Below are 23,584 nucleotides of genomic sequence, written 5' to 3'. Positions count from 1 at the left end.
AAGGCAATAGCAAATTCCTCGTAGCAAATGTAATCCGCGCCACACAACTAAGGTAAAGCTGACCTCAATGAGGTCAACCTTCGATGACAACACGTCCTGACCTGGGATATTCTCGCGATCATGACGACGACCGGTGAGCATGACACGAAATTCCACGCACTTGTTCAGGACCAGATCCGCAGCGAGTTCACCGCGTCACAGCAATACATCGCAATTGCGGTTTATTTCGATGGTGCCGACCTTCCGCAGCTCGCCAAGCACTTCTATGCGCAGGCAGTCGAAGAGCGCAACCACGCCATGATGCTGGTCCAATACCTGCTCGATCGGGATATCGACGCCGAGATCCCTGGAGTCGACGCGGTGTGCAACCGTTTCGATGCGCCCCGTGATGCGCTCGCGCTGGCGCTGAGCCAGGAGCGCACGGTCACCGAACAGATCAGCCGGCTCGCCAGCGTGGCCCGCGAGGAGGGTGACTACCTCGGCGAGCAGTTCATGCAATGGTTCCTCAAGGAGCAGATCGAAGAGGTCGCGTCGATGGCGACGCTGGTGCGCATCGCCGACCGCGCCGGCGCCAACCTCTTCCACATCGAGGACTTCGTCGCCCGGGAACTCACCGGCGGCGCCGGGGTCGACGCGGCAGCCCCCAGGGCCGCCGGCGGCAATCTCTGATCCGATCTGGGCCGCCAGCTGCTAACACTCAGTCCCGGCCGGCACCGGTCAGGCCGTTCTGCAGCCAACTCTTGGTGCGGCCGGGATGATTCGTGGCCACCCATCCCACGCCGATGTCGCGGCAGAACTGCACGTCTTCGTAATGGTCGACGGTCCAGCAGTACAGTGCCCGTCCCTGGGCGGCGGCCCGATCCACCAGCTCCGGGTGTTCACGCAGCGTCGCGATGGACGGACCGACCGCGGTGGCCCCGACCGTCGTGGCGGCACTGCCGCCCAGGTACCGCGACGTCTCACCGAGCAGCACCGTCGGCAGCATCGGAGCGGCCCGGCGAATCCGCCACACGGCTGCCGCGGAGAAGGACATCACCACCGCGCGGGAGAGATCGGCCGAGGCCGGAGCGGCGATTCCGTAGCGGTGCAGCAGTGCCAGCACCTTGTTCTCGACCAGCGCGCCGTAGCGCACGGGATGTTTGGTCTCGATGAACAACTTGACCGGCCGGTTCCAATCCAGCACCAGCGACACGAGGTCGTCGAGGGTCAGCAGCCCGGTATCGCCGAGGGCGCCCTCGAGGTCTCCGTCGGTTTCGTCACCGCCGTCACCGCCCTCACCATCGTCGGACCGTCCGCCGGCATGCCACGATCCGTAGTCCAGCCTGCGCAACTCGGCCAGCGTCATCTCACTGACCAGACCGGTGCCCGTGGAGGTGCGGTCGACCCGACGATCATGTACGCACACCAGGTGACCGTCGCGGGTCAGCCGCACATCGCATTCGACACCGTCGGCACCTTCACGCAGTGCCAGGTCGTATGCGGCGAGCGTGTGTTCGGGTTTCGCGGCGGATGCTCCCCGGTGGGCCACCACGAACGGATGCCCAGGCCCCGGTGTCGCTTGCGCAGCGGCTCCGCCGTCGCCCGTTTCCATACGGCCTATGCTGCCGGGTTCTGCCCTTGGGCCTCAACCGGAACGGCGGATTCAGCGGAATCTTCACCATTCTGCGAAGTGTCGTCCGCGTCGGCGTGGTCCGGGGACGGGTCAGGCGCCGAGCCGGGACCAGAGGACTCGGGCTCGATCACCACCCAGCGCCGGACGCTGCGCTCAGCCGTCGTACCGCTGCCCTCGAACCCGACGAACACCTTGGCGGTCAACAGGAATGCCGCCAGCGCCAGCAGGTACCCGACAATCGCGGTCATGGTGTTGTTCGCGATGTTCTGTGGTGTGTCGTTGAAGAACGTCACATACACGGTGCTCACCATCGACGCGAACGCGACCACTGCGCTGAACACCCAGACGATCCACCACACCACGATCTGGCGACGCAGGTGTGAGAGGCGCGCTTCGAGCGCGGCCAGCTCCCACACGAACACCGGCGCCATCACTAGATTCACACCGGGCAGCAGACAGCACAGCCACAGTGTCCTGGTGCTGCGCGGATCCACCTCGCCGTGCGCGGCATACCCGGCGGCGCGCCGCGTGATCAGCCAACGCACCAACGTCACCACCGCGACGACCACGACGCCCATCGCCACCACGCTGGCCAGCAGCCCGATGACCACGCCGCCGACCGCGATCAGCGGATGCAGAAGCACGCTGCGGTTGATCAGCAGCAACACGTAACGAATCACATGGGCGAAGGCCGCAATTCCCAGCACCACCATGGCCACGACGAGCATGAGACGCACATTGCCGGCATCGGTCTCGGCCTCGGTTTTCTGAGGCTGTTCCTCGAGGTCGAACTGTTGGTGCAGGCCCCAACTCGGAATCGCGCGGTAGTGCGGCGTCGGGCCGAGCGAGCGCCGCTGCCGGCGCTGGTGCGGGGGAGGCCCCGGGCGCAGGGCGACCCAGCGATAGCCGGGAGCGAGATGCGGTGGAGTGCGCCCTGCGGTCGGCGATGACGGCGCCGGAGGCCGGGCAGCGGGTCCCCATTGGGACTGGGATTGGGACTGCGACAACAACGGCGCAGAAGGCGCCAACAACGAACCGCCACACCGGGGACACCACGACCGTTGCCGGTCACGCACGTTCCAGCGCGTCCCGCACTGCGAACACACCTGGATCATCCGACCAGCCTAGTCACGATCTCCGGACAGCCCCCGCGGTCAGACGGTTCCCGGGCCGCCGGCGTCGGTGATGACGGGACGCCCAGCCCCGGCCCAGGCCAACATTCCGCCCTCGACATTGGTCGCGGTGTAACCGTTACGGGCCAGATAGTTCGCCACACGCAGGGAACGTCCACCCGCGTGGCAGACCACGTACAGCTCGGCGTCCGGGTCGATCTCGGCGATTCGCGCCGGCACATCACCCATCGGGATGTGCTGGGCTCCTTCGGCGTGACCGCGTTGCCATTCGTCGTCTTCACGGACGTCGAGAAGTACCACGGCCCCGCCGAACGTGGTGGGTACCGCAGCGATATCTGCCTGCCCGACTTCCACATCGTCCATGCCCTCAATGCTCGCATGCCCACGGTGCTGAGCGCACCCGCCCCTGATGGCTCACCGCGGTGTTAGCAACGCAAAGCTATCCACAGTTTCCACAGGTTCATCCACAGGCCCACCACCTGGAGAAAAGCCCCCGAAATGGGCATTACTGTGCGGTAGCTGTCCAACACTGTGGATAAACCTGGGCTGTTCACGGCAGCGATCAACAGCCACCACCGGTGCGGAGCGAAATTAAGCACTCGGCTAAACCGCGGTCATCGGCGCCGAGCGGGCCGGGTTGGGATCAGCCTGATTCCAGGCGCTGAACCCGCCTCATACCAGTTACGCGGAGGCCGATTTTCCCCTGGCCATTACACGGGCTATGATCGGCGTCACACCAGCTGTTGTGACAGAACTCACTGGAGGGCAAGCATTGATCGTGCAGGTCAGGAGTGTTTGATGGCGTCACATCCGATCGGATCGGGATCAGCGTTTCCGCAGCCCGAATGGCATTCATCCGGACATCTGCACACCCGTAACCAGTTGATGTCCTTTCTTCGGGCCAGCGTGATCGCCCTGCTGCTGCTCGGCGTACTCGCCGTGATCGTCTTGCTCTGACTTGTTCTGACCGACGCCCGATCGGGTATACGTGTGGTCGGCGCGCGCGTCCTTGCGGTGCGCCTTGCGATGGAGCAATGTTGACGACGATCTTGACGATCTGAAGCCTGGCTCAATCGATCGATAATGAGGAAGGAATCTCGTGGCTGAATACACCCTGCCAGACCTGGATTACGACTACGGAGCTCTGGAGCCCCACATCTCCGGGCAGATCAACGAACTCCACCACAGCAAGCACCATGCGGCGTACGTCAAGGGCGTCAACGATGCCGTCGCCAAGCTTGACGAGGCACGGGCCAACAGTGACCACGCTGCGATCTTCCTCAACGAGAAGAACCTGGCCTTCCACCTCGGCGGCCACGTGAACCACTCGATCTGGTGGAAGAACCTGTCTCCCAACGGTGGCGACAAGCCGACGGGCGACCTCGCTTCGGCTATCGATGATCAGTTCGGTTCGTTCGACAAGTTCCAGGCGCAGTTCACTGCCGCCGCCAACGGGCTGCAGGGCTCGGGTTGGGCAGTGCTCGGCTACGACAGCCTCGGCGACCGGCTGCTGACGTTCCAGCTCTACGACCAGCAGGCCAACGTGCCGCTGGGCATCATCCCGCTGCTGCAGGTCGACATGTGGGAGCACGCTTTCTACCTGCAGTACAAGAATGTCAAGGCCGATTACGTCAAGGCCTTCTGGAACGTCGTGAACTGGGAGGACGTGCAGAACCGCTATGCAGCGGCTACCTCCAAGACCAACGGCCTGATCTTCGGCTAGTTCCGGTCTCGGTCCGATTTTGAGGGCTTGATCGGTTTTCTGATCTCTCACCAAGGGGCGTCGCGCGAACTGCGTGACGCCCCGCCCTCGTTTTTGGCCGACTCGTTATCGGGCCGGATCCCGTGTCGCCTTGCACCGTGCCGGTTGCTGCCGCATCCTGATGTGATCGACCCACCGACGTGTCGGAGCACCGGCCAGCCGGCGAGCCAACACCGATGTCCCGGAGGCGATATGGATACGACGGGGTCCGGCCGGGCGATTGAGATCGCCCCTTTTCATTCCGGTGGTGCGCTCAAAGGGTTTGTGGTGCTGGGCCGATGGCCCGACTCCACCAAAGAGTGGGCGCAACTTCTCATGGTCACTGTCCGGGTGGCCTCGCTGCCCGGATTGCTCTCCACCACAACGATTTTCGGCGTTCGCGAAGAATTACCCGAGGCGCCGCGCCCCGGCACTGTCGGCATTGTCATCGCCGAGGGACCGGTGGTCGGCGAATCCGCGGTTCCGCCCGGGTATTTCGCCGACCATCAACCGCCGGCACTCCTGATGTTGCATCCGCCGTCGGAGACAACGCCGTCGCTTCCCGAGTGCACCGGCGCCGCTTCGGGCTGCGTGTTGCTACCCGGCCTTCCGCATCTCGGACTGGAACACCGCGCGGCCTGGGTCGAAGCCGAATCCGACGGCACGGTCACGTCGATGGTCAGCAGGGTGGGTGTCGATCCGATCAGCCATCCCGATACTGCGATCCTGGCGATGCTGTTGGCGGCGTAGGCGCGCCAGATGTGGGACAGCTTCTCCAACAAAGAGAATCCAGCTGCCCGAAAAGGATAGGAACCCTAGCGGGCTCGGCGGACAACAGCTAGGGTCCTCTAAATCAGCGAAGGGCGGAAGCCCGCAATCGTCGCGTCGACATGCCGGCCATGAGCCCGGTCGACAGCTTGCGGTGCGGTGGGCGACACCTTCGACCGTAGGTGGGGTAAGCCGCGTGAGCGGCAGGTATCGGCGGTGTGTCGAAAGGTCGCCATGTCCGCAGACGCAGACGTCAGCGTCTTAACAGGGTCGCCGATATCGGCGACCCAGTATGTGTTTCAGATAGCCGTGATGACCCGCCGCAACCGTCAACGTCGGCGCATTTGTACCGTCGATTGTCCGGCCACGGCGGAAACCTCCGCCCGCTTCCGCCTGGCAACAGCCTTCCAGAATCGGTACCGGAATCCGCCCAGGCCTGTCTGGCTATCGCGCGCGACGGGGCTGACGGGCATTCCACCGCCCAACCTGTAACGTGTTCCACGTCGTCCTACAACGGCGCCGCGCGGAATCCGACGCGACCCTGGACCTGCACTCTAGCAAATATTCGTTTCTGTCAGTCACGGCACCGCTTCGGTTGCCGGTCAAGAGGTTGATCATGATCGGGCACCCCTGTGCTCGCAGCTCATCGCGGCCAATGCAACGCAGCCGTCACCTTTTGCATTGTCAGACGGCACAATCCCGCCGCACCCCTACGGCGAAGGCGCCGGTATCCGCAGCAGAGGCCGCCCAAACACAAAGCCCGTTTAACTTTTGTGGCGTTTGCACTTGGTTGTCGTCACAACACTCGCTACGATGGTCAGCAAATACGCCGCCTAATTCGTACCGCTCGTGAAGCATGTGGAGGTCAAATCGATGAGCAAGACGTTCGCCGCCCGCCTAAACCGCCTGTTCGATACGGTTTATCCACCTGGGCGCGGACCCCATACGTCTGCCGAGGTGATCGCCGCACTCAAGTCCGAGGGCGTAACCATGTCGGCCCCGTACCTGTCGCAACTCCGTTCGGGCAACCGGACCAACCCGTCGGTGGCAACCATGGCCGCACTTGCCAACTTCTTCCGGATCAAACCGGCTTACTTCACCGACGACGAGTACTACGAGAAGCTCGACAAGGAGCTGACCTGGCTGGCCAGCATGCGTGACGAGGGGATCCGCCGGATCGCCGCCCGGACCGTCGGGCTGTCCAACGAGGCTCAGCAGGATCTGGTGCAGAAGGTCGATGAACTGCGCCGCCGGGAACACCTCGACGGCTGATCCGTCGGTTCGGCCGGCACTTTCGCACAGCTGAACTCCGCTCGCGCGGGTTTCAGCTGTGCGACGCCGTGCGGTCCAATTCCCGGTACTGCTCGGCAATCGCCAGAATCCATTCCCGGTCGGAATACGATGCGGGCTGGCTCAACCAGGCCAGCCCCGGGAACGCCGAATCCTTGTCGTCGTCGCGGGTTTCGTAGATCCACTGGGCGATGACCTCGGCCTGATCCCGGGGTGGTACCTGAGGGCGCTCGTCATCCCCCAATTGTGTTGTGTCGCTTGCTTCATGCTGCTGTGCGTCGGCGGCGGTGGCCTCAAGATAGAGCGCATCGGAGATCAGCGACATCCGCTCGGCGACGCGGAACACCAACGGTCCACGCGGGCGCACCCCGATGCCCACATCGGGCTGACGCCGGGCCAACTCGCTCAGCAGCGGTTTGATGGTCCGCAATTCCTGGCGTGCCCCGAACCAGTCTTCGACACTCGGCAGCAGCGATCCGGCGGCGACAACGATCATCGCGCAACCGAGGAGGGTGGCCGCGGCGCCGACTCCAACGGGTTCGGTTCGGCCCGCGGCCCGGAGCAGGACGAAGCCGATGGCTCCCACGATCAGCACCATGCCGATGGTGAACAGGAACAGCGCCCGCCCACGCCGGCTGCGGTTCGAGTAGCGCAGACCGGCCCAGACCACCAGGGTGAGCGCCAGAAACACGTAGAGCAGTGGCAGCAGCCACGAGGCGCCGTGCGATCCGAGGTCTCGCCTCAGATACTCGGCGGGGGACATCTCCGGTTGCCGACCGGCGCGGAAGAAGATCGCCAGGCTGATGACGACGACGACGCCGGCGATGCCGTACTGGATCAACGCGATACGACGGGTGAGCGTGGCCGAATGGCCCGAGGACGCAGTCGTGATCATGACGCAACTGCCTGCCGCACACGCGATCAGCGCGACCTGACTCAGACCGGCGGCGATGTTGGGCCAGTGCACCACCGTGTCGATCAGCAGGGCGAGCGGCTCCCAGTTCAGCGCGGCTACCACGCCCAGGCTGCCCAGCGACAGGATCATCGCAGAGCTCACCAGGGATTGTTTGTTGACCAGAGCCCAGCCGATGCGCAGGCCGGTGGCCAGGCCAAGTAGGCCGGCGATCACCCAGACGATCAACCAAACGCCTCTCCGAGGCGGACCTGCACGATCGATGACCGGTCGGACGGCAACCGGCCGAGGCGGTAGAGCAGGAGCGCGGCGAAGTCCTCGGCCTCCTGCTCGATGTCCTCACCGTTGGGGCCCATGCAGCCGGTCCGCTGGTTGAGCATGTAACTGATCAGATCCGAGGTCGCCACCTCGGCCGAGGCCGCGGCAGCGTCCACGATCGATATGCCTTCGTGCCCGAGGACCAGGTGCCCGAGTTCGTGAGCCAGGGTGCGGTCCCAGGCCGGCAGACCCTGCTGGATGAGGAACACATCGCGGTCGGTGTATTGCCGCCACTGCCCACAGACACCGGTCGGAAGCTCGGCCATGGTCAACTCGATCGGCCTGCCGCGGTCCGCGGCCACCGCGTCGACCAGGCGGGTCAATGTGACTTCACCCTGTCGCGGGGCGAGGTCGAGCACCTCGTTCACAGCGCGCGTGACGCTTCGACTGGCGGACATGATCCCCCTTTCCACCCTTTCGTAGCACGCCCGGAGAAGTCCGATTACCTGGATTCTTCCAAGTCATACCTAGCTCATGAACCGGCGGGCATCGATCGGGACCGTCCGGCCTGCTTTGGCCTGCCGGTAACCCAGGAGTCCACCGAGGCCGGTCAGGGCCATCATTCCGGTCACCCCGGGCAGTGCAACCGCCGCGAGTTCCCTCGTGTTCGCGGTGCGCAGGTAATCCGCGTACCCGGCCCGGAAGGCCACCGGCATCACGGCGTCCAACCCGACAGCGGCGGGAGGCAGCGACTCGGTGCGCATCTTGATGTTGGGTTGCACCTCGGGTCCCGATCGCGGCCCGGACTGCGGCCCGTGGTCAGAGCCCGAAGCGTCCAACGGCAGCGCGAGCGGCGGCACGATGACCGGCAGGGCGATGACCGGAACGACGATCGGCGGCACCCCGGCCGCTGCGGCCAGACCTGGCGGGGGTGCCACGGCCACGTCGGGAGCCTGCGCCTGCACTGCCGGCATGAGCATGTCCGGTGGGCGCGGGTAGTTGAACGGCGCCGGGACACCACCCCAACCAACGCCGCCTCCACCGCCCGCGGAACCTCCGATGAGGGTGGTCGCAGAGGTGGTCTCCGAGGTCGATTTCGTGGTCGTCGCCGAGGTGGTTTCCGACGTCGTCCCGGTGGTCGTCTCGGTGGTGGCCGAGGTGGTTCGTGAGGTTGTCACCGTGGCCTCGGTGGAGGTCACCGCTGTCGTTGTCTCGACCGAGGCCGAGGTCGTCGGCGTCTCCGTCTCCGAGGGCTGCGAGGTGGGTGGCGTCTCCGTCTCCGTCTCAGTCTCGGACGGCTTCGTGCTCGGTGGGGCCGTGTCGGTCTTGGTCGGTGTCTTGGTGTCGGTTCCAGTTTGCGGAGGCGTCTGTGTTCCGGAGGGTTGCGCAGTGTCCGTAGGTTCCCCGGTCTTGGTCGGTTTGCCCGTCGTCTTGGTGGGCTTGCCGCTCGTTTTGGTGGGCTTGTGGGACGTGCGGGTGCCCATGGACCCGGTGCCCCCGTCATTTTCGCCCTGGTCGTCGCCGTCCTGGGCATGGCCGTGGCCGTGGTCCTTGCCGTCGTGCCCGTCGTGGCCGTTGCCGGCGCTGTTCGACGATTCCTGCCCACCATCAGACCGACCCCGATTGGGGTCGGCAAATGCCAATGCCCCTCCGACACCGGCGATGATCAGGCCCGTTAGCACCAGACCGGTCGAGGCGGCGACGCGCAACCGCGAACGCACGTTCTCACCACCCTTTCGCGCACCGCCCAACAGCTTCGATTGATGAATCTGATTCTTGCACAACCGGGCAGTTCAAATTTGCTAGCTGAGGCGATTGCCCCCGCCCTGGGCGGGGAGCCGCAGCGGAGCAAATCCACCGGACGATACTGTGGGTCTGCAGCACTTCTGCGGTGACCATGAACACACGACGAATTGACCGGGAGGCAACCGGAATGGGCCTGTTCACGCGACGAAAAAGCCGCGCCACCCGCCGCGCCGAAGCCCGCGCCATCAAGGCCAAGGCCAAGCTGGAAGCTCGGCTCACCGCAAAGAACGACGCCCGTCGCATCAAGTCCGATCAAAAATCTGCGCGGCGGGCCCTCAATGCTCAGGTCAAAGCGCAGCGGGACAGTGACCGCAATGCCCTCAAGGTAGCCGAAACCGAGTTGAAGGCGGCCCGCGAGGGACGCCTGCTCTCCCCCGTCCGGATTCGCCGCCTACTCACCGTCACACGTTTGCTGGCGCCGGTGCTTGTGCCGTTGATCTACCGGGCCGCCACGGCCGCCCGGGGCGCTCTGGACGAGCGTCGCGCCGATCGCCTCGGTATCCCGCTGGCCCAGCTCGGTCAGTTCTCCGGGCACGGCGCCGAGCTGTCCGCGCGGATTTCCGGCGCCGAGCAGACCCTCCGACAGGTCGCCGAGAAGAAGCCCAAGGACGCCGAGACCAAACAGTTCGTCACAGCGATCAACGAGCGGCTGACAGATCTGGCCGCAGCGGTGACCGCCGCCGAGAACATGCCGACCGCACGTCGCCGTGGCGCCCATGCGGCGATCGCTGCCCAACTCGACGGCATCGATGCCGATCTGATGGCTCGGCTCGGGCTGGTCTAGCGCACTTCCATGACCGGCGCCCGTATCGACTCCGCAGCCACGCTGCGCGGTACGGCCGTCGGCTCACTCACTGCCGCGCTGGCCATCGCCGCTCATGGCGCGGCCGGTGGTGCCGTGCCGGGCGGAGCCGTGGCCGCCCAACTCGTGGTCCTTGCGGTGACGTTGGGGTCGGTGGCCGCGACCCTGGCCGGTGCAAACCGCACCGCGGTGTTGTGGGGTCTACTCGGTACCGGCCAGCTGGTGGCCCACGGGTTGTTGGCCACGGCCGGTCACGCACACGCCGCGCCGTCCGGCCCGGCGATGTGCGGCGCGCACGTGGCAGCGGTATCGCTCGGCGCGGGTCTGATCGCCTGCGGCGCCCGCTTGTCGACAGCGGTTTCGCGGGTGGCGCGCGCGGTGGTGAGGGCTGGCCGCCTGACCCCGGGATCGACGGTCTGCGTCGCGGCACGCAGCGCAGATCAGCCGTTGCACTCAGCCTTGCTTCTCGCCGCTTCGGTGTCTCATCGGGGTCCGCCGGTCGGCGTCGCAGCCTGACCATCCGACCCGATCAACTCCAGAAAGACCACCCCGAATGCAACCCTTCACCGGGGCGTCCTCGCGCGCCCTCCTCACGACCGCCGCGGTAGCCGTCACCGGTCTGCTCACCGCCGCACCGGCCTGGGCCCATGTCCACGTCGATGCCGAGAATCCGACTCCGGGGACCACCTCGGTGCTCACCTTCCGCGTCCCCGGCGAGTCCGATACCGGCGCGCTGACAACACGATTGACGGTCGACCTGCCGGACGTGGCGTCGGCCCGCACCGAGGTGATGCCGGGCTGGACCGCCAAGCTGGACCGTGACACCTCGGCGGGCACGGTCCGGACGGTGACGTGGACCGCGGCGCCCGGGGTGGGTATCTCACCCGAGCAGTTCGCCCTGTTCCGGGTGTCGGTCAAGCTCCCCGACGCGGCGACGGCGACCTTTCCGGTCACCCAGACCTACTCCGACGGCTCTGTGGTCCGCTGGGATCAGCCGCCCCTGCCCGATGGCAGCGAGCCCGAGCATCCGGCCCCGCAGTTGACGCTGACCGGCGCACCTCCCGCGGCGGGCCACCCCGAGCACGGCACCGAGGTGCCTGCGGCACCCAGCACTGCGCCCTCGCCGGTCGCGCAGCCCGCGGGCACCGTCGACAACTCGGCCCGCTGGCTGGCCGGCGGAGCGTTGATCGTGGCGGCCGCCGCCGTGGTCGCCAGCCTGCTGAACCGGCGCCGGCCATGAGCCGGCTGCTGGCTGCCACTCTGACCGGGCTGATCTTGGCGTCCTCTGCCTTGCTCGGAGCCCCCGCGGCATCGGCGCATGCGGCCCGGATCGCCGCCGACCCCGCCGAACATTCCGCGTTGACCAGCTCACCGCCGCGCGTGAGCGCCACGTTCAACGAGGCACTGCAGCCTGCCTTCGCCAACATGACGGTCGTCGGGCCGGACAAGAACCTGTGGTCCGAGGGCGATCCGAAGGTGGCCGGCGCAGTGCTCAGCGTCGGGGTCCGTCCGCTCGGCCCAGCCGGTACGTACACGGTCAACTACCGGGTGACCTCGGCAGACGGGCATGTGGTGTCGGGTTCCTGGTCGTTCGACCTGACGGTCGCCGGGTCCGGTACGCCGGGGGCTGCCGCGTCGTCGCCTGCGCAGTCCGACGGCGGCATCGTGGTGTGGCCGTTCGTATTGGTCGCGGTGGTGCTCATCGGTGGTGGAGCCTGGTGGGCGGTCCGGCGTCAGCGGTGACCGGCGCGCTGATCCGGGCGCTGGCTGACGGCGCCGCCATCGTGACCCTGGGCCTGGCAGCGGTGCCACTGCTCGAATCCGACCGGTACCGCGCCGAATTGGGTCGCAGAGCCGCGGGACCGCTCGCGTTGGTCGCGGCGATCTGGCTGCTGACCGAGATCGTGCGGTTGACGGTGGAGGCGGCGCAGACCGCGGGCGTCGGGTTCTGGCAGATCGGCGTCCGCACCCTGGCCGACTTCGGCCTCTACACGACTGCGGGCCGATCGGGGCTGGTCGGCATTGCGGCTGCGCTGATCGTCGCCGGTGTGGCCATCCTGGCCCCGCGGGGTGCTACCGCGACGGTCGCGTCGGTCGGACTCGCTGCGGTCGGGATGGCCGCCAGAACGCTGGCCGGGCATCTCGCGGAGAGCCCGGTCGGCGGCATAGCCGTGGCGGTGCACGCACTGGCCGCCGCCGTGTGGTGCGGCCTGCTGGCCGCGTTGGTGCTCACCGTGACGCACCGGGGTCAGTGGGCCAGGGTGTTGCCCCGGTTCTCGCAGTTGTCACTGTCGTGCGTGGGGGTGCTGCTGGTCGCCGGCGTCACCGGGGCGGCGATCAAGTTGACCTCGCCCGCCGAGTTGTGGGCCACCGGCTATGGCCGGGTGCTGGCGGCCAAGGTGGTCGTGACCGTGGTCCTGTTGGTGCTGGCCTGGCGAAACCGGTCACGGTGGCTGCCCGCGGCGCGGGCGCATCGCAGCAGCGCCGCGTTGTCGCAGAACCGCTCGTTGGTGGAATTGGGCATCATGGCTCTTGCGGTCACCCTTGCGGCGGCTCTGGCCGTCACAGGCTGACCGCTGCGGCGCCTGGCATGATGGAAACACTGCCGGCCCCCGACCGCGCTGGCGCGGAACACCAGCTACTGCAAAGGAGCAGCCAGATGGCAGAGCAGCAGGATCAACCCGCCGAGAAGCCCGAAACCGCAGCGCAGTCCGGTGCGGCTGATGCGTCGGCGTCCGGCGCGGATCCTGCTCCGCCCACCCCGGCGCCCAAGCCTGGTCCGCCGCCGGCCAAGAAAGCTCCCGCCAAAAAGGCTCCGGCGAAGAAGGCAGCGGCGAAGAAGGCTCCCGCCAAGGCCGCCAAGAAGGCCCCGCCGAAGAATGCCCCGGTCAAGAAGGCTCAGCCGGCCCCGCCGGCCGCCCCGCCTCCGGCAGAGCCGAAGCCCGCTCCCGTCATTCCGTTGCCCGATGTCGCCAAGGCCGCCAAAGAGGCTGCGGCGCAAGCTAAGTCAACTGTGACCTCGGCCGCCAACCCGGTGTCCGGCCCCGTCCCGGTTCCGCTGAGCGAGAGTCCGTCGTCCAAGCTGCCGCTGATCGCGGCGGCAGCCGTCGGCCTGTTGGCCCTGGTGCTGGTGTTGCTCAGCCGACGAAATGCCGAGGAAGACTGATTGTGGCTTGACCCTGACGCGACGTCAGGGCCAATAGTGGCCTCATGCACGCAGATCCGCAGGTGAGATCCATCGGCGCGGTCGCCGCGCTGACGGAAATCTCGGTGCGGACCCTGCATCACTACGACCACATCGGTCTGGTGGTGCCCAGCGTGCGTACTGCGGCGGGTTACCGCGGCTACACCGATGCCGATGTGGAGCGTTTGCACCTGGTGCTGGTGTACCGGTCGGCCGGGCTGGCGCTGGAGGCGATCCGGTCCCTGCTCGACGATCCCGATGCCGACGTCCTCGCCCACCTGCAACGCCAGCACAGCCTGCTGTGCGATCAGGCCGAGCAGTTACAGCAGACCATCAAGGCAGTGGAGGAATTGATGAGCGCCCACGACCAAGGAATTCAGCTCACCGCCGAGGAGCAGGTGGAGATCTTCGGCAGTGCGGTTTTCGACGAGCACGACGACGAGGCCCGCGAGCGCTGGGGTGAGACCGAGGAATGGCGGCAATCGCGGCAACGCACCGCACAGATGACCAAGCAGGACTGGATCGAGTTCAAGGCCGAGAACGATGCGCTGCTGGAAGCGCTGGCCGAGGGGAAGCGCGCCGGGGTACGTCCCGGGTCGGCGCGGGCCGACGAGCTGGCGGCCCGGCATCGCGCCAACATTTCCCGGTTCTACGACTGCAGCGACGACATGCACGTCTGTCTGGCCAACATCTATGTGGAGGATGAGCGGTTCGCCCGCTACTACGACGATGCCGAGCCCGGGCTGGCCCAGTTCGTGCACGACATCATCGTGCAAAGCGTCGCCGGATAGCCGGCTGCGATAATCGCCGGGTGAGTATCGAACCGCGCGCCACCGCTGATCTGGTCGACGAGATCTACCCCGACGTCCGTAGCTGCGATCTGCAGCTGGGCAACTACGGCGGCAGGACCATGTTCGCCGGGCCGATCACCACGGTGCGCTGCTTCCAGGACAACGCTCTGCTCAAGTCGATCCTGTCCACCCCGGGTAACGGCGGCGTGCTGGTGGTCGACGGCGGCGGGTCACTGCACACCGCGCTGGTCGGCGACATCATCGCCGGACTGGCCCACGACAACGGCTGGTCGGGCGTCGTGGTCAACGGGCCGGTGCGCGATGCGGCGACCCTGCGCACCATCGACGTCGGGATCAAAGCCCTGGGGACCAACCCGCGCAAGGGCACCAAGACGGGCGAGGGCGAACGCGACGTGCCGGTGGAGTTCGGCGGCGTGACGTTCGTCCCGGGCGAGGTCGCCTACTGCGACGAGGACGGCATCGTCGTCGTCGCCCCGTAGGTCACCCCTCAACGCGAGCAGACACAAACCTGCCCTTTTCCACGTGGAAATGGGCAGTTTTGTGTCTGCTCGGCGGGGAACTAAACCTTCACTGCGGCACGGTGTTTGGTGAACAGCAGCGACTCCTCGTCGACCTTGCCGTACCGGATGGTCCGCATGTCGAAGAAGTAGTTCTGCTTGAGCTTCCACGGCGCTTCCGAACCCGACTTCGGCAGGGTGTCCATGGCCCGCCGGAAGTAGCCCGGGGTGAAGTCCATGAAGGGCAGCTCGTCGACCGCGTCGCCGGGGTGCTGCGGCTCGACCCGGTCGAAACCGTTGGCGTCCATGTAGTTCAGCACGCGGCAGATGAACTCGGACACCAGGTCCGCCTTCAGCGTCCACGATGCGTTGGTATACCCGAAGGTGATGGCCATGTTCGGCACGCCCGAGAGCATCAGACCCTTGTAGGTCATGGACCCGGTCAGGTCGATCGGTTCGCCGTTGCGATTCGCCGTCGCACCACCGAACAACTGCATGTTCAGACCCGTTGCAGTGACGATGATGTCGGCCTGCAACTCCTCGCCGGAAGCCAGCTTGATGCCGGTCTCGGTGAAGGTCTCGATCGTGTCGGTGACGACGCCGGCCTTGCCCGAGCGGATGGCCTTGAACAGATCCCCGTTGGGCGCCAGGCAGACTCGCTCGTCCCACGGGGCGTAGCGCGGGCTGAAGTGCTTGTCGTAGTCGAAGTCCTGGGGCAGGCGGCGGGTCCCCATCTTGCGCAAGAACTGCTTGAAGATCGACGGGAAGCGGCGTGCGACCTGGTACTGGCCGGTGCTGTAGCCGATCTGCTTCCACCGGTTGACGAAGTGCGCGAGATCCTTCGGCAGGTACTTGTTGGTCTTCACGGCCACCGGATCGACCAGCGGGAGGGATCCGACGTAGGTGGGTGACCGCTGCAGCATCGTGACGTGTCCGACGCCGCCGTCGACCAGCGACGGGATGAGGGTGATGGCGGTGGCACCGGAGCCGATCACCACGACGTTCTTGCCGGTGTAGTCCAGGTCCTCGGGCCAGTGCTGGGGATGGATGATCTGGCCCTTGAAGTTCTCGGCGCCCGGGAATTCGGGTGAGTAGCCCTCGTCGTAGTTGTAGTAGCCACTGCACACCGACAGGAACGACGCGGTGATCTGCTTGGCTTCGCCGTTTTGCTCGACGTCGATGGTCCAGCGGTTGTCGGCATCCGACCAGTCCACCGAGAGGACGCGATGGCCGGTGCGGATGTGGTTCCTGATGCCGTTCTCGTCGGCGGCCTCGTTGATGTAATTCCAGATCGACTGGCCGTCGGCGATGGAGCGGGCCGACTCCCACGGCTTGAACCGGAACCCGAGGGTGAACATGTCCGAGTCGGAACGGATGCCCGGGTACTTGAACAGGTCCCAGGTGCCGCCGATGTTCTCCCGACGCTCCAGGAGTACGTAGCTCTTGGTCGGGCAGCGGTCCTGCAGATGCCAGGCGGTGCTGATGCCGGAGATGCCGGCGCCGACGATCACAACATCGAAATGTTCGGTCATGGGACCGACGGTATCAACATGGTGTTGATGTGGTCAACAGTGTGTTGATAAATTCAACGCGGTGTTAGGGTGCTCATTGTGACCACCTCCAGCACGACCCGCGCCCCCCGCGGTCGACGAGCCGCCCGGCCGTCGGGCGACGATCGTGAGGCCGCCATCCTCGAGACGGCACGGCAACTGCTGGAGACCAAGAAATTCGCCGACATTTCGGTCGATGACCTGGCCAAAGGCGCCGGGATCTCCCGGCCCACGTTCTACTTCTACTTCCCGTCGAAGGAAACCGTCCTGCTGTCGCTGATCGATCCGCTGATCAAACGCGCCGACACCGGTTTCGACAGCGCACTGGAGGACATGCCGGCCGATCCGAAGCGGGCGATCCGGCGCGGCATCGAGATCTTTTTCGACTCGTTCGCGTCACATCCCGCGACAGCGCGCGCCGGCACCGAGGCACTGAACAGCAGCCCGGAGTTCCGGACTTTCTGGGCCGGGCTCATGCAGAAGTGGATCAACCTGACCGCGGCCCTGATCAGCGCCGAACGCCAACGGGGTGCCGCCCCGCACACCATTCCCGCGCTGGACCTGGCGACCTCGCTCAACCTGATGAACGAGCGGACCATCATGTCTGCCCTGGGCGCCGAACAGCCCGCGGTGGACTACGACAAGGTGGTCGACACCCTCGCCCACATCTGGCTGACCAGCATCTACGGCGACACGTCGTAACCAGTCCGCCACCTATGCGAACATATGTTCGTGTCCCTTGCGCAGGCGGCCATCCTGCACGCTGATCTCGATTCGTTCTACGCATCGGTCGAGCAGCGCGACGATCCGGCCCTGCGTGGCCGCCCGGTGATCGTCGGCGGTGGCGTGGTGCTGGCAGCCAGTTATGAAGCCAAGGCGTTCGGGGTCCGCACGGCGATGAGTGGTGGCCAGGCCCGGGCGCTCTGCCCGCAGGCCATCGTGGTGCCGCCGCGCATGTCGGCATACTCCGAGGCCAGCGCGCACGTGTTCGAGGTGTTCCACGACACGACGCCGGTGGTGGAGCCACTGTCGGTGGACGAGGCGTTTCTCGACGTGTCCGGGTTGGGCCGGGTGTCCGGCACCCCGGTGGAGATCGCCCGACGGCTGCGCGAGCAGGTCAGCGAGCAGGTTGGCCTGCCGATCACCGTCGGCATCGCCCGCACCAAGTTCCTGGCCAAGGTGGCCAGTCAGGTGGCCAAGCCGGACGGTCTGCTGCTGGTGCCGCCCGATCGGGAGCTGGCGTTCCTGCATCCACTGCCCGTGCGCCGACTGTGGGGCGTAGGTGCCAAGACTGCCGAAAAGCTCCATGCCCACGGGATCGAGACGGTCGCCGATGTGGCCGAGTTGCCCGAGTCGGCCCTGCGCCCCATGGTCGGCGGCGCGATGGCGCGACAGCTGTATGCGTTGTCGCGCAACATCGATCGACGCCGGGTGACGACGGGGGTGCGGCGCAGTTCGGTCGGTGCCCAACGCGCTCTCGGGCGGCGCGGGAACACCATGTCGGCCGCGGAGGTGGATGTCGTGGTGGTCAACCTCGTCGACCGCATCACCCGCCGCATGCGGAGTGCCGGGCGTACTGGTCGGACCGTCGTGTTGCGCCTGCGCTTCGATGATTTCGGGCGGGCGACCCGGTCGCACACCATGCCTCGGGCCACCGCCTCGACAGATGCGGTCCTGGGCGCGGCCCGCGCGCTGGTCACCGCCGCCGCGCCGGTGATCGCCGAGCGGGGCCTGACCCTGATCGGGTTCGCGGTGTCCAACATCGACCACCAGGGCAGTCAACAGTTGGAATTGCCCTTTGAATCAGAACCGGATCCGGTGGCCATCGACGGCGCGATCGACGAGGTACGGCAGCGGTTCGGCAACGCCATGTTGACCCGCGGGGTGCTGGTCGGACGTGATCCCGGCTTGGAGATGCCGACGCTGCCGTACTGAACAGATGCGGTCCTAGAAGAACTGCGCGGCAATGAATCCGGCCAGCAGCACGGCGAATCCGCCGATTTCGCCGCCGATGAGGGCCAGCATCCCGGCATGCAGGCCCGCGGTGGGCTTTTCGAATTGGTTGGTGGTGTCCCGTTTTGCGCCGTGCTCGATGTAGGCCGCAATGGCAATGACGAAGAACGCCACGAGCACCATCGCCGCGGTGAGGTTCACCCAGGTGGGCCAGGCGCTGAGTTCGACGAATACGGCAACGAGCAGTGTCGCGAACGAATACAGCAGGGCCGCCCGGTGTGCGATGTCGACATACGGATGGGCCAGATGGTTCTCGCTGGTGGCCATCTGCCGGTATTTCCACACCCCGAGCACCAGCGCCAGCAGGAAGATCAGGCCGGCGGCCAGCAGGGTGATGACGGTGTCGATCCCGAGATCCGCGTGCATCGCGTGAGCTTAGACCGAGGGTCACCGCCGCTTTCTCCCTCCAGGCCGCAATCGCCTTCGGGGCAAGCTTCATCGGTCTGCTCGGCGGGGTCTTGTTCCTACCGCTGGATCTGTGGCAGCGGCTGTTCCTGGCGATGACGGTCCTGTTCCTCGTGACAAGCTCGTTCACCCTCGCCAAGGTGATCCGGGACCAGCAGGAAGCCACGACGATCCGGGTCCGGCTCGACGAGGCACGCATGGAAAAGCTGATCGCCGAACACAATCCGTTCACCTCAGCGGCCTGAGACCCACTCCAGGAGCTGTTCGGCGGGCCAGGTGTTGACGATGCGCTCGACCGGGACCTCGGCATCCACGGCGCGCTGGGCCCCGTAGCCGAGGAACTCAAGCTGGCCGGGCGCATGGGAATCGGTGTCGATGCTGAACAGGCATCCGATGTCGAGCGCCTGCTTCAGCAGCCGGGTCGGCGGGTCACGCCGTTCCGGCCGGGAGTTGATCTCGACGGCCGTGCCGTGGTCGAGGCAGGCGGTGAACACCTTCTCGGCGTCGAACTTCGACTCCGGCCGCACGCCGCGTCCGCCGGTGACCAGGCGCCCGGTGCAGTGCCCGAGAACATCGGTGTGTGGGTTCGACACCGCTTTGACCATGCGCCGGGTCATGGATGCCGAGTCCATGGCGAGCTTGGAGTGGACACTGGCCACCACCACATCGAGGCGTTGCAGCAGTTCGGGCTCCTGGTCCAACGACCCGTCTTCGAGGATGTCGACCTCGATTCCGGTGAGGATGCGCATCGGCGCCACGAGTTCACGGATTTCCTCGATGACGTCGAGTTGCTCGCGCAACCGGTCGGGCGACAGCCCGTTGGCGATCTTGAGCCGCGGCGAGTGATCGGTCAACGCGCAGTACTCATGGCCCAGGTCGCGCGCGGCCAGCATCATCTCTTCGATGGGAGCCGATCCGTCCGACCAGTTCGAGTGCACATGCAGGTCACCGCGCAGCGCGGCGCGAATATCGCCACCTCCGAGATCTACCGCGGCCGAACGTAATTCGACGAGGGTATCCGGCTCACGGCCGGCCCAGGCCTGGGCGATCACCTTCGCGGTCTTGGGCCCCACCCCGGGCAGTGACTGCCAATTGTTCGACGCGCCCAGACGCTCGCGCTGCTCGTCGGTCAGCGACTCGACGGCATCGGCGGCATTGCGGTAGGCCATCACCCGTCGCGGGTCTTCCCGCGCGCGGTCCTTGTAATACGCGATCTGGCGCAGCGCGGTCACCGGATCCATCGGCATACTCAGCAGTCCCCCGGGCGCGCCTCGCAGTGCGGCGTGGTGCCCGGGAACCGGTAGCGGTGGGTGGCGATCCAGCGGTAGATCGCGTTCTGCAGGTGTCGCACACCTGGTACGTGGTAGAGCCGCAACGGAATTCGTGTCCCAAACCCGGCGGATACCGCGGCGTTGATCGCTTCGGCACCGCGGTAGACCACTCCCGACGAGTCCTGCCACCACGCCGCTTCCAGCATCTCGTCGGCCGGCACACCGAGTCGGTCCGCCGTGCCCGGTCGCTGGAACGGCGCGATGTGGAGGTCTCCGGTCCGTTGTCGATCGGTCAGCGCGTTGACACTGCGGGTGCACATCCCGCAGTTGCCGTCGAAGTACAGGACACCGCTCATACCTTCAGTGTGCCCAGCATTCGCGATACCGTACATTGGATTGCGAAATTGCTCAATCCATCAATCCGTCAGGCATACCGTGATCAGGACCGCCGTCGGCAGATTAGGTCAGCTGCTGCCCCATCGCGACGATTACGCCGAGGTGCCACGCTCGTGGCGGCGCGACGTCCTCGCCGGGGTGACCGTCGGCGTGGTAGCGCTGCCGTTGGCGCTGGCGTTCGGGATCAGTTCCGGCGTGGGAGCGGCCGCAGGGCTGGTCACGGCGGTGGTGGCCGGCCTGGTCGCCGCCGTGTTCGGCGGTTCCCATGTGCAGGTGTCCGGCCCGACGGGGGCGATGGCGGTGGTCCTCGCGCCGATCGTCGCGCTACATGGGCTCGGCAGCATCGCGTTGGTGACCGTCGCGGCCGGCCTTGTGGTGCTGGCGGCCGGGGCCACCGGCCTCGGCCGGGCCGTGACATTCATCCCGTGGCCGGTGATCGAGGGGTTCACGCTGGGCATTGCGATGATCATCTTCCTGCAACAGGTCCCGGCCGCCTTCGCGCAGCAGGCTCCAGCCGGTGAGCGCACACTCCCTGCCGCGATCGCGGTGGTCACCCAGGCGGACTGGACAACCGCGGCGAAAACACTTGCGGTAGTGGCTGTTGTCGCGCTCCTCATGGTCGCCCTGCCCCGGCTGCACCGCGCCATTCCCGAATCGCTGACTGCGGTGATCGTGGTTACCGTCCTGGTTTCTGTGCTCCACTTTCCGGTCGCGGCGATCGGTGAGTTGCCGTCACACCTGCCCACCCCGGTGCTGCCCCATGCCGACCTCGGCGCATTGCGCACCCTGCTGGGTGCGGCACTGGCCATCGCCGCACTGGCGGCCATCGAATCGCTGTTGTCGGCGCGGGTGGCCGCAACCATGTCGCCCACCGGGCCGTACGACCCCGACCGTGAGCTGGTGGGGCAGGGTCTGGCATCGGTCGCCTCCGGAGTCTTCGGTGGCATGCCCGCCACCGGCGCGATCGCCCGCACCGCGGTCAACGTCCGGTCCGGCGCCAGGACGCGGGTGGCGGCAATCGTGCACTCGCTTGTCCTGCTCGGAGTGGTCTATCTGGCCACCGGCCCGGTGTCCACCATTCCGCTGGCCGCGCTGGCCGGGGTACTGATGGTCACGTCGTTCCGCATGATCTCGGCGGTCACGATCCGGAAGATCCTGCGCTCCACGCGATCCGACGCGTTGACGTTTAGCCTGACGGCCGCGGTGACCGTGTGCTTCGATCTGATCGAAGCCGTAGAGATCGGCGTCGTCGTCGCGGCGTTCTTCGCGTTGCGTTCGGTAGCGCGGCGCAGCAGCGTCGTTCGCGAGGAGCTCCCCGGTCCACCGCAGCCCGGCGACGATCAGATTGCGTTGCTGCGTCTCGATGGCGCAATGTTCTTCGGTGCAGCCGAACGCATTTCGAGTGCAATCGTGGACGCCGAGCATCCGCAGACATCGGTCGTCATCATCCGGATGTCGCAACTGGGCATGCTCGATGCCACCGGAGCACACACCCTCGCCGAGATCGCCACCGAACTGGAATCGCGCGGTATCACGGTGATCATCAAGGGCGTTCGCCCCGAACACGCCGAGTTGCTGACCAACGTCGGCGTGTTCGAGTCACTGCGACACGAGAACCACCTGCTCGATTCGCTCGACGATGCGATCGAGCATGCCCGCACCCACGTCAGCTGACGGTGCGGATCAACTTCTTGTTCACGAACTCGTCCATGCCGAACTTGCCCAGCTCGCGCCCGAAACCGGACCGCTTGATGCCACCGAACGGCAACTCGGCCCCCTCTGCACCGACGGCGTTGACGAACACCATGCCCGCGTCGATCCGATCGGCCACCCGGGCAGCCTGATCGGCGTCGGTAGTGAAGACGTAGGAGCCCAATCCGAACGGCGTGTCGTTGGCGATCTCGACTGCCTCGTCTTCCGAACTTGCCTTGTACACCACGGCCACCGGGCCGAACAGCTCCTGGCGGTAGGCGTCGTTGTCCTCGGTGACGCCGGTCAGCACGGCCGGTGGGTAGAAGGCACCGCGGCGCTCCCCTGCCGACTTCAGCTCGGCACCCTGCGCGACGGCGGCCTTGACCTGTTGCTCGAGCCTCTCGGCGGCCGGCTCCGAGGACAGTGGTGCGATCCCGTCGGCGGCGGCCAGCAGCTTGTCGGTGAACTTGGTCAGGAAGTCGTCGTAGATGTCCTCGGCGACGATGAAGCGCTTCGCGGCGTTGCAGGCCTGCCCGGTGTTCTCCATCCGTCCCTCGACCGCGGCCTGCACGGTCGCGTCGAGATCATCGGTGGACAGCAGGATGAACGGATCGGAGCCGCCGAGCTCGAGCACGCACTTCTTGAGGTTGCGGCCGGCGATCTCGGCCACTGCGGCACCCGCCCGTTCGGAACCCGTCAGCGAGACCGCGGCCACCCGGGGGTCGGCGATGATCTCGGCGACCTGGTCGTTGGTGGCACGGATGTCGACGTAGGCGCCTTGCGGGAGCCCGGCCTCCAGGAAGATCAGCTGCAGCAGCTCGGCGGATTCGGGGCACTGCGGGGCGTGCTTGAGCAGAATTGTGTTGCCCACGATCAGGTTTGGACCGGCGAAGCGGGCCACCTGGTAGTAGGGGTAGTTCCAGGGCATGATGCCGAGCAGCACGCCGACAGGGCCACGCTTCACGACCGCTTTGCCTTCGCCCTCGAGCAGGGTGATCTCCTCGTCGGCGAGGAACTTCTCGGCGTTGTCGGCGTAGTACTGGTAGATCGCGGCGCTGAAGTCGACCTCGCCCAAGGCCTGGTCGCGCGGCTTGCCCATTTCACGGACGATGACGTCGGCGAGCTGTTCGCGGCGCTGCTCGTGCAGGGCGGCGACCTTGCCGATGAGCGCGGCCCGCTCGGCCACCGTGGTCGTACGTGCCCAGGTGCGGCCGGTCTTGGCGGCAGCCTCGATCGCGGCCTGGATCTCGGCGTCGGTCGAGGTCGGGTAGGTGGCGACCACCTTTGCGGTCGCCGGATCGGTGACTGCGTACTCGCTCATGTTCACTCCCAGATGGTCTGATCGCGGGATTCCGCATATTTCCCTGCCTGAGACTACCGATTGCGACGTCCAAATGGCACCGAAGATACGGAATCAGCACAGCTCGGGTTGTCCGGAATG

At 66.4% G+C, this 23,584-nt stretch carries 27 protein-coding genes and 1 pseudogene; 17 read left to right on the top strand and 11 right to left on the bottom strand.

Annotation, left to right across the window (positions count from 1 at the left end):
• The first annotated feature begins 120 nt into the window (after positions 1 to 120).
• A complete protein-coding gene (locus ACZY08_RS06110) occupies positions 121 to 669 on the top strand; it encodes a ferritin (RefSeq protein ID WP_463743655.1) in 549 nt (182 codons plus the stop codon).
• A gap of 28 nt (positions 670 to 697) precedes the next feature.
• Here ACZY08_RS06110 and ACZY08_RS06105 read toward each other — a convergent pair whose 3' ends face one another.
• The 3 genes from ACZY08_RS06105 to ACZY08_RS06095 form a co-directional block, all read right to left on the bottom strand.
• On the bottom strand, positions 698 to 1,591 hold the full coding sequence (locus ACZY08_RS06105) for a glycerophosphodiester phosphodiesterase (protein WP_463743654.1): 894 nt from the start codon (positions 1,589 to 1,591) through the stop codon (positions 698 to 700).
• A 5-nt stretch (positions 1,592 to 1,596) separates the two neighbouring features.
• Positions 1,597 to 2,640 carry a DUF4328 domain-containing protein gene (locus tag ACZY08_RS06100; RefSeq protein WP_463743653.1) on the bottom strand — a complete coding sequence of 348 codons (1,044 nt, stop codon included), beginning with the start codon at positions 2,638 to 2,640 and terminating at the stop codon, positions 1,597 to 1,599.
• Between the two features lie 126 nt (positions 2,641 to 2,766).
• On the bottom strand, positions 2,767 to 3,108 hold the full coding sequence (locus ACZY08_RS06095) for a rhodanese-like domain-containing protein (protein ID WP_463743652.1): 342 nt from the start codon (positions 3,106 to 3,108) through the stop codon (positions 2,767 to 2,769).
• Positions 3,109 to 3,543: 435 nt separating this feature from the next.
• Between ACZY08_RS06095 and ACZY08_RS06090 the strand changes: the two genes are divergently transcribed.
• From ACZY08_RS06090 to ACZY08_RS06075, 4 genes are all read left to right on the top strand, one after another.
• Positions 3,544 to 3,702 (top strand): hypothetical protein, encoded by a 159-nt coding sequence (locus ACZY08_RS06090; RefSeq protein WP_463743651.1) that lies wholly within the window; start codon positions 3,544 to 3,546, stop codon positions 3,700 to 3,702.
• Between the two features lie 142 nt (positions 3,703 to 3,844).
• Entirely contained in the window at positions 3,845 to 4,468 is a 624-nt protein-coding gene (locus ACZY08_RS06085; RefSeq protein ID WP_463743650.1) for a superoxide dismutase, read from the top strand.
• A 231-nt stretch (positions 4,469 to 4,699) separates the two neighbouring features.
• Entirely contained in the window at positions 4,700 to 5,236 is a 537-nt protein-coding gene (locus ACZY08_RS06080; RefSeq protein ID WP_463743649.1) for a peptidase, read from the top strand.
• An 891-nt stretch (positions 5,237 to 6,127) separates the two neighbouring features.
• Positions 6,128 to 6,526 carry a transcriptional regulator gene (locus ACZY08_RS06075; protein WP_166907040.1) on the top strand — a complete coding sequence of 133 codons (399 nt, stop codon included), beginning with the start codon at positions 6,128 to 6,130 and terminating at the stop codon, positions 6,524 to 6,526.
• Positions 6,527 to 6,578: 52 nt separating this feature from the next.
• Here ACZY08_RS06075 and ACZY08_RS06070 read toward each other — a convergent pair whose 3' ends face one another.
• The 3 genes from ACZY08_RS06070 to ACZY08_RS06060 form a co-directional block, all read right to left on the bottom strand.
• Positions 6,579 to 7,685, bottom strand: a complete 1,107-nt coding sequence (locus ACZY08_RS06070; protein ID WP_463743648.1) for a hypothetical protein — start codon at positions 7,683 to 7,685, stop codon at positions 6,579 to 6,581.
• On the bottom strand, positions 7,682 to 8,173 hold the full coding sequence (locus ACZY08_RS06065) for an ImmA/IrrE family metallo-endopeptidase (protein WP_463743647.1): 492 nt from the start codon (positions 8,171 to 8,173) through the stop codon (positions 7,682 to 7,684). The genes ACZY08_RS06070 and ACZY08_RS06065 overlap by 4 nt, the downstream gene beginning before the upstream one ends.
• A 69-nt stretch (positions 8,174 to 8,242) precedes the next feature.
• Complete coding sequence (locus ACZY08_RS06060) at positions 8,243 to 9,436, bottom strand: hypothetical protein (protein ID WP_463743646.1); 1,194 nt, start codon at positions 9,434 to 9,436, stop codon at positions 8,243 to 8,245.
• A gap of 212 nt (positions 9,437 to 9,648) precedes the next feature.
• Here ACZY08_RS06060 and ACZY08_RS06055 point away from each other — a divergent pair, with 212 nt between their 5' ends.
• The 8 genes from ACZY08_RS06055 to rraA all read left to right on the top strand — a co-directional run bounded on the left by ACZY08_RS06055 (position 9,649) and on the right by rraA (position 14,798).
• Positions 9,649 to 10,305, top strand: a complete 657-nt coding sequence (locus tag ACZY08_RS06055) for a DUF6474 family protein (protein ID WP_463744172.1) — start codon at positions 9,649 to 9,651, stop codon at positions 10,303 to 10,305.
• 9 nt (positions 10,306 to 10,314) lie between these two features.
• On the top strand, positions 10,315 to 10,839 hold the full coding sequence (locus ACZY08_RS06050) for a hypothetical protein (protein ID WP_463743645.1): 525 nt from the start codon (positions 10,315 to 10,317) through the stop codon (positions 10,837 to 10,839).
• Between the two features lie 37 nt (positions 10,840 to 10,876).
• Positions 10,877 to 11,563, top strand: coding sequence for a YcnI family copper-binding membrane protein (locus ACZY08_RS06045; RefSeq protein WP_463743644.1), 687 nt, complete (start codon positions 10,877 to 10,879; stop codon positions 11,561 to 11,563).
• Positions 11,560 to 12,066, top strand: coding sequence for a copper resistance CopC family protein (locus tag ACZY08_RS06040; RefSeq protein ID WP_463743643.1), 507 nt, complete (start codon positions 11,560 to 11,562; stop codon positions 12,064 to 12,066). Before ACZY08_RS06045 ends, ACZY08_RS06040 begins: the two co-directional genes overlap by 4 nt.
• Positions 12,006 to 12,896 carry a CopD family protein gene (locus ACZY08_RS06035; RefSeq protein WP_463744171.1) on the top strand — a complete coding sequence of 297 codons (891 nt, stop codon included), beginning with the start codon at positions 12,006 to 12,008 and terminating at the stop codon, positions 12,894 to 12,896. The genes ACZY08_RS06040 and ACZY08_RS06035 overlap by 61 nt, the downstream gene beginning before the upstream one ends.
• 86 nt (positions 12,897 to 12,982) lie before the next feature.
• Complete coding sequence (locus ACZY08_RS06030) at positions 12,983 to 13,489, top strand: hypothetical protein (RefSeq protein ID WP_463743642.1); 507 nt, start codon at positions 12,983 to 12,985, stop codon at positions 13,487 to 13,489.
• Positions 13,490 to 13,533: 44 nt separating this feature from the next.
• Positions 13,534 to 14,298, top strand: a complete 765-nt coding sequence (locus ACZY08_RS06025) for a MerR family transcriptional regulator (RefSeq protein WP_463743641.1) — start codon at positions 13,534 to 13,536, stop codon at positions 14,296 to 14,298.
• A 20-nt stretch (positions 14,299 to 14,318) separates the two neighbouring features.
• A complete protein-coding gene (gene rraA / locus ACZY08_RS06020; RefSeq protein WP_463743640.1) occupies positions 14,319 to 14,798 on the top strand; it encodes a ribonuclease E activity regulator RraA in 480 nt (159 codons plus the stop codon).
• An 80-nt stretch (positions 14,799 to 14,878) separates the two neighbouring features.
• Here rraA and ACZY08_RS06015 read toward each other — a convergent pair whose 3' ends face one another.
• Positions 14,879 to 16,348, bottom strand: a complete 1,470-nt coding sequence (locus tag ACZY08_RS06015; protein WP_463743639.1) for a flavin-containing monooxygenase — start codon at positions 16,346 to 16,348, stop codon at positions 14,879 to 14,881.
• Between the two features lie 78 nt (positions 16,349 to 16,426).
• Here ACZY08_RS06015 and ACZY08_RS06010 point away from each other — a divergent pair, with 78 nt between their 5' ends.
• Positions 16,427 to 17,068 carry a TetR/AcrR family transcriptional regulator gene (locus ACZY08_RS06010; protein ID WP_463743638.1) on the top strand — a complete coding sequence of 214 codons (642 nt, stop codon included), beginning with the start codon at positions 16,427 to 16,429 and terminating at the stop codon, positions 17,066 to 17,068.
• 24 nt (positions 17,069 to 17,092) lie between these two features.
• Positions 17,093 to 18,301 (top strand): DNA polymerase IV, encoded by a 1,209-nt coding sequence (gene dinB / locus ACZY08_RS06005; RefSeq protein ID WP_463743637.1) that lies wholly within the window; start codon positions 17,093 to 17,095, stop codon positions 18,299 to 18,301.
• 12 nt (positions 18,302 to 18,313) lie between these two features.
• On the opposite strand, the gene ACZY08_RS06000 is transcribed toward dinB, so the two are convergent.
• Entirely contained in the window at positions 18,314 to 18,745 is a 432-nt protein-coding gene (locus ACZY08_RS06000) for a hypothetical protein (RefSeq protein WP_463743636.1), read from the bottom strand.
• Positions 18,746 to 18,759: 14 nt separating this feature from the next.
• On the opposite strand from ACZY08_RS06000, the pseudogene ACZY08_RS05995 reads away from it, so the two are divergent.
• A pseudogene (locus tag ACZY08_RS05995) lies at positions 18,760 to 19,029 on the top strand (YiaA/YiaB family inner membrane protein); the annotation flags it as partial.
• Here the strand turns inward: ACZY08_RS05995 and ACZY08_RS05990 are convergent.
• Positions 19,018 to 20,025, bottom strand: a complete 1,008-nt coding sequence (locus tag ACZY08_RS05990) for a PHP domain-containing protein (protein ID WP_463743635.1) — start codon at positions 20,023 to 20,025, stop codon at positions 19,018 to 19,020. The pseudogene ACZY08_RS05995 and the gene ACZY08_RS05990 sit on opposite strands and share 12 nt — an antisense overlap.
• A gap of 8 nt (positions 20,026 to 20,033) precedes the next feature.
• Positions 20,034 to 20,411, bottom strand: a complete 378-nt coding sequence (locus tag ACZY08_RS05985; RefSeq protein WP_463743634.1) for a thiol-disulfide oxidoreductase DCC family protein — start codon at positions 20,409 to 20,411, stop codon at positions 20,034 to 20,036.
• A 79-nt stretch (positions 20,412 to 20,490) separates the two neighbouring features.
• Here ACZY08_RS05985 and ACZY08_RS05980 point away from each other — a divergent pair, with 79 nt between their 5' ends.
• Positions 20,491 to 22,125 (top strand): SulP family inorganic anion transporter, encoded by a 1,635-nt coding sequence (locus ACZY08_RS05980; protein ID WP_463743633.1) that lies wholly within the window; start codon positions 20,491 to 20,493, stop codon positions 22,123 to 22,125.
• Here ACZY08_RS05980 and ACZY08_RS05975 read toward each other — a convergent pair.
• Entirely contained in the window at positions 22,118 to 23,464 is a 1,347-nt protein-coding gene (locus tag ACZY08_RS05975; RefSeq protein WP_463743632.1) for an NAD-dependent succinate-semialdehyde dehydrogenase, read from the bottom strand. The genes ACZY08_RS05980 and ACZY08_RS05975 overlap by 8 nt on opposite strands.
• Positions 23,465 to 23,584 lie beyond the last annotated feature (120 nt).

Source organism: Mycobacterium sp. IDUB_9, from assembly GCF_055419505.1.
Note: the sequence above shows the minus strand (reverse complement) of the source record. Positions and strands in the feature narration are given on the sequence as shown.